Source organism: Komagataeibacter kakiaceti JCM 25156, from assembly GCF_000613305.1.
In genome coordinates this window covers 1-5,044 of sequence record NZ_BAIO01000151.1, presented here as the reverse complement: position 1 = coordinate 5,044, position 5,044 = coordinate 1, and the positions used below count along the sequence as shown (strand labels likewise).

Annotated in this window: 6 protein-coding genes; all 6 read right to left on the bottom strand. The window is 62.3% G+C overall.

The features are described from left to right. Positions 1 to 222 precede the first annotated feature (222 nt). The 6 genes from JCM25156_RS30995 to JCM25156_RS09290 all read right to left on the bottom strand — a co-directional run bounded on the left by JCM25156_RS30995 (position 223) and on the right by JCM25156_RS09290 (position 4,327). Positions 223 to 405 carry a hypothetical protein gene (locus tag JCM25156_RS30995; RefSeq protein ID WP_242402573.1) on the bottom strand — a complete coding sequence of 61 codons (183 nt, stop codon included), beginning with the start codon at positions 403 to 405 and terminating at the stop codon, positions 223 to 225. Between the two features lie 177 nt (positions 406 to 582). After that, on the bottom strand, positions 583 to 1,260 hold the full coding sequence (locus JCM25156_RS09310) for a phage baseplate assembly protein V (protein ID WP_025812864.1): 678 nt from the start codon (positions 1,258 to 1,260) through the stop codon (positions 583 to 585). Then, positions 1,253 to 2,416, bottom strand: a complete 1,164-nt coding sequence (locus JCM25156_RS09305) for a hypothetical protein (RefSeq protein WP_025812863.1) — start codon at positions 2,414 to 2,416, stop codon at positions 1,253 to 1,255. Before JCM25156_RS09305 ends, JCM25156_RS09310 begins: the two co-directional genes overlap by 8 nt. After that, complete coding sequence (locus JCM25156_RS09300; RefSeq protein ID WP_025812862.1) at positions 2,413 to 2,622, bottom strand: hypothetical protein; 210 nt, start codon at positions 2,620 to 2,622, stop codon at positions 2,413 to 2,415. The genes JCM25156_RS09305 and JCM25156_RS09300 overlap by 4 nt, the downstream gene beginning before the upstream one ends. 12 nt (positions 2,623 to 2,634) lie before the next feature. Further along, the gene (locus tag JCM25156_RS09295) at positions 2,635 to 3,555 is read right to left on the bottom strand and encodes a hypothetical protein (protein ID WP_025812861.1); all 921 of its coding nucleotides are present in this window, start codon (positions 3,553 to 3,555) and stop codon (positions 2,635 to 2,637) included. A gap of 475 nt (positions 3,556 to 4,030) precedes the next feature. Continuing rightward, a complete protein-coding gene (locus tag JCM25156_RS09290; protein WP_148299367.1) occupies positions 4,031 to 4,327 on the bottom strand; it encodes a hypothetical protein in 297 nt (98 codons plus the stop codon). Positions 4,328 to 5,044 lie beyond the last annotated feature (717 nt).

Genomic DNA, 5,044 nt, shown 5'->3' with positions numbered 1-5,044 from the left:
CCAGCAGCGCGGGGCACGCGCCCTGCACCGCCGCGACCATGTTGCCCAGCAGGGTTCTGAAGGATTGGAACGTGATGGCCACACGGACCTCCGCATAAATAAAGGCCGCCCATGAAGGCGGCCTGAGGGAAGAATTGCATCCATGGCGCATGCGGCATGGGCGATATTGGTCTGCTTGTGGTGCGGCGCAGGATAAGGAAAGCCGCCATATGACCGTCGCGGTCAACCTGTCTGGAGGCTCAGCGCCTGCACCGCGCCCGTGGTGTCGGTATAACTTATGTCCAGCCGCACCTGCCCCGGCGCGGGCTGTGCTACGTTCACGCCGATGGGCCGGGTCTGGTCCACGCCGGTTTCCAGCGCCATCTGCGCCATGACCAGCGCCTGGATGCCGGCGGTATCCACCACGCCGCCCACGCGCGCGGGTAGGCCCGCGCCATAACCGGTCTGCCAGATATAGTCGCCCGCATTGGTGCCCAGCCGGCGCAGGACGGACTGGCGCGTCCGTTCCGCACCGGGTCACGACTGCTGGCCCACCCGATGCCGACAGGCCAAGGTCATTACCGATAATGTGGGAAAGATCGCTCATTGCGGCGCCCCCGTCATACCCGGTGCGTCGCTGACCGGGTGGTTATGGGCCCTGCCTGATATTGCCGCCGCCTTTACGTCCGTCTGCCCGGTTACGGTGCCCTGCGCGGTCATGTCGCCATCGGTCGTGATGGCGCCCCCTGTCACGGCCAGCCCGTTCATGTCCAGCACCATGCTTACACCTCCCACTGTCCAGGTCTTGCCGTTAGTGGTCAGAGTCTCGGTTGTATCTCCCGCACCCGCGTGGATCGCAGTCTGGGTAATGTGCCACCATGGTGCGTTCGGGGTCGCGCTTCCCGGTGGTGCGCTGTCCGAGGCCGGGGGCGCGCCGCATCCCGCCCGAATCAGCAGTTCGCCCGGCTGGGCCTGCTTTCCGGTCGCGGGTGATATGGGGGGCATCATCACCGCGTCATAAACAGGGCAGGCCACCAGCGCATGTTCTGCGTCGCCTTCCACCGCCGTGACCACCACATGCGCGCCCATATCGGGCAGGCAGGCGATGCGCAGGTTGCCCACCTGCATCGCGCCACAGGGGATCCAGCCACTTTCCACGCCCGAAGGCTGGAGTATGACCTTGACCGCGTGGTTAACCGGGTCCACCGCGCTGACCAGACCGAAGCCGGGCTGCGCCAGTGCGTTTGCCGTGCCGGCGGCAATCATGCGGGTATCAGCCATTGGCGTTCTCATCATTCGTGGCGCTACGGGCGCGCAGGGTGATCTGTTGCGAAAATCCGCCTTCCCACGAAAATCCGCTGCTTACGGCCTCCACATCCAGCGTGCCGTCCCACGTCGTGCCGGTGCCGGTTATCCGCATGAACTGGCGCGGCTCCAGCGTGATGCGGCCGGGTATGGTGCCGCTGATGGTGCGCTCATGGGCCACGATCTGGTTGTATTTGACTTCGGCGTACCGCCGCAGTAGATCAAGCCGCGCGCCCGGCAGGGTGAAGCTGTGCAGGTTTGCGTTGCCCTGCGTCATGAAGGTCGAACCACCCTGGGCGGACCAGTAGTAATCAATCCGTGTCCGCTGGCGGCTGTCCCATGACATGACATGCACGATCACACCCCGGGCAATCTGGTAATCACGCGTAAGGCGCAACCCGCTGGCCCCCATCGAGACCGGCGTGTTCGGGCCGCCATCCGTATAATCCATTACGTGCGTGTTGGATTTGTCCGCCACGGGATAGGGCGCGCAGACAATGGTTTTTCCTTCCGCGTAAAGATCGCAGCCGGTCATGTTGGCCAGATAGCTGGCAAGGTCGAATGCGGTCTGGAACCGGCTGTGGCTGGGGGCGGAGCTACGCTTGTGTTCAACCTGCCAGAACTGGCCCACCATGCCATCGGTCATGGTGACATCGGGGGTCAGCCCGGCGGAGGTGATCATGGCCCTGACCACCTCCGCCCCGGTCATGTTCAGCCAGCCATCGAGAACCCGCATATCGAGCAGCTTCGCCAGATAATCCCGGCACTGGACATGGACGGACGTTTCCGCCGGGCTGAGGGCGACATGATCCACGATACCCTGGAACATGGTGGTCCACTGCGCGCCCGCCTGCGCCGCGTCACGCATCTGAAGCTGGATGTCGATATCGGCCAATGCCCTGCCCGCCGCCGGGGCCTTCAGGTCGAACCACAGACCGGAACCGGGCACTTTCGTGCGGTCAAGGGCAAGGTCCAGTTCCAGCGTATCGGCGCGGCTGTAGCGGGTGCGGGTCAGGGTGAAGCGTTCCAGCGGGGTCTCCCCCCGTTCCCTGCCATTGACCAGCAGCCGCGCCCGTGGCGCGCGCCATACGGGTTGCCCGCGTGGGGCGGTGACCGTCATGCTTTCGCTCATGACGCCACCCCCGGCACACCGCTATCCTGTGAAGCATCGACCGCAGGCAATACCAGCGTAACCGGCGTGGTAAAGCCTGACAGGTCGGGATCAGTCATGCCGTTGAGCTGTGCGATGCGCCACCACTGCGTGGCGTCATTCAACCGCGCCGCGGCGACATGATACAGGGATATATCCGCCGCCGTGACCTTGAGTATGGTCGTCATGTCCCGCTGCTCCTACTGCGTTGTGACCAGTGGCCCGTTCTGCGTGCCGTCTGTCGCGGTGATGGTGTTGGCGTAGGCCCGGTTGACCAGCGCGCCGGACGTGACCGCCGCATTATGCAGTTCCGCGTTCTGGGTCAGGGTGGACAGGTCCGCCGTATTGTTCAGGCTGATACCGTCAAGGTTTGCCCCGGTCTGGCTTATGGCCGCCGTCAGCCCGCCCCCGGCGGATTCCAGCCCGGATACAAGGCTTGCCGCGCTGCCAGGCACGGAAGCCAGATTGATCCCTGCCCCGGACAGGCCGCCCACCATACCCAGATTATCCTGAATACCGGCGAATACGCCCCCCGCCCCCGCCATGTCGGCAATGGGGGCGACCTGGCCCATCACGGTGGAAAGCTGTCCACTCACATCGCCCGCGACGGTCGCCACATCGCCCAGCGCACCGGTAATGCCCGAAAGCGCGGATGCCGCGTCATCGCCAATCAGCGCCGACAGGCCGGACGTGCTGCCTGACGCAACCGGCACCTGCGGTGGCTGCTCCAGCACCAGACGGTAGGGGATAACGACCCCCTTCTGCTGGTAATCATAGGAATACTGGACAATCCTGACCGTAAGCGACAGACCGGCCCCGGTAAACGTCACGGGCAGGCCCGCGATGCGCATCTGCCGGAGCATCCGCGCCCGCGTAATGGCGGTAGGACCGACAAAGGTGCCGCTGAGCTCCAGCCGGTCGGGATCATTGCCCACCGCGTCGATAATCCTGTTTCCGCCAGGCAGCCGATGGACCGCCACCTGCTGGGTGCCGCCATCGCGTATGACCTGTGGCACTTCCAGGCCACTTAGCGTGAGCGGACCAATGGTTATGGGGGCGGAGGCCCAGAGCCGCCCGATCGAACCGATGGCGGTTTCCGCGTTCAGAAGGGTCAGGGACATGAAGGATTCCACTGGAAACAGGGCCGCCACGCGGGCGACCCATCAGGTATGATGGAAGAATGGATGATGGGATGAGGCAGCACGGAAAGGCCATGCGACAGGAATGAGCGGCGTGGCTGTGCCATCATTTGCCCTGTGTAATGCCAAACCATGCAGGCAGGAAGCATTACAGGCGTATGGATTACCCCGGCCCACTTACAATCTGCTTAAGTACAAACAACTTTTATTTATTATAAAATAAACCGATAATTTGATATTTGCAGAACCAGATTTTAAAGTATTCCGTAATCACAAGAAAGTTTTTGGTGAAGCTTTTTTCAAAAAGCTTCGGGAAACGCCGCCTTTTAAAAAAAACGTCACCCAAATACTTCTATTTTTATCAATCATTTATTGTCAAACAGAACCAGAAAATATTCACCTGAATGCACGGTGTCGCAGGCTTCCACGGACAGATGCCCCGTACCCGGTAATTTTTTTATCTGCCAATGGACCGGCCCGGCATCTGGGGGTACTGCATCACATCTGCCGCGGTGCCGGTGGCGCGATGTTCATGCAGAGCACGGTTCGTATCGATCCGGGCCACGGCCTGCCCCAGTACATGATGGTCCAGTTTCAGTGGAATGGTAACCTGAACCATCGGCGCTGGACTTCCCCGTTCCTTGCCGCCACGGCCTGTTGTATCCGGATGGACCACTGGCACCGGACTGATGAAGGAAGGTCGCGCCCATTCGCCCTGCCACCCAGTGCCTGCCGTTACCATGTCCGTGGGCATGACACTGTTTCCCCACGCCGCCTGTCCGCCCATGGGGTGAAAAGGCAGCATTCTGCCAAAAGACGTCCGCTCCATATTCCCACTCAGGAACGGGAGCATGCCGGCAGTATGTCCACCAGCATGATCGGGCCTGAATGCGGGCAGTCCTGCCGTTAATGACCCGTCTGGGCGCACTATCGTGGCGATCACACCGGTAGATTTGCGTTCAATCGGCATGGGTACAGTCCCGCGTGCAGTCACGGTAGTGGATTGCTCGTTTCCGCCCCATGTGGATGACAGGGCTTTCCCCGCTGCATGGGAGAATGGAAAAAATGGTGCATGAATACGGGGTGCGCGGTCGCCAGTTGCTCCCGCCACCGGCGCGGCGCGCATCATGGCCAGATGAATGATTCTCCCGGCAGGCTGCTGCGCCAATACGCCCGTGGGCAGAAAAGCAGCAGGCCGGGTAATGGCAGGCATAGGGACGACGGGCCCGGTCGTTCCGGATACAGGAGAAACGGAAAGCGTGGTTACGGGTTGGGGGACCGCAATTATATGCTCTCCCCCGCCTGCCGGAACATAGCCGGACAATGAAGCATGGCGTGCCACGGTCCCCGTTCCCACAGCGCCAGACCCGATATGGGCTGGCAGCGTGGGAGAGACCTGCCGTGTCGTGATGCGGTGGATCACATCAACCAGACGCCCCACCCGCCGCTGCGGCGTGGGGGACGGAACGGG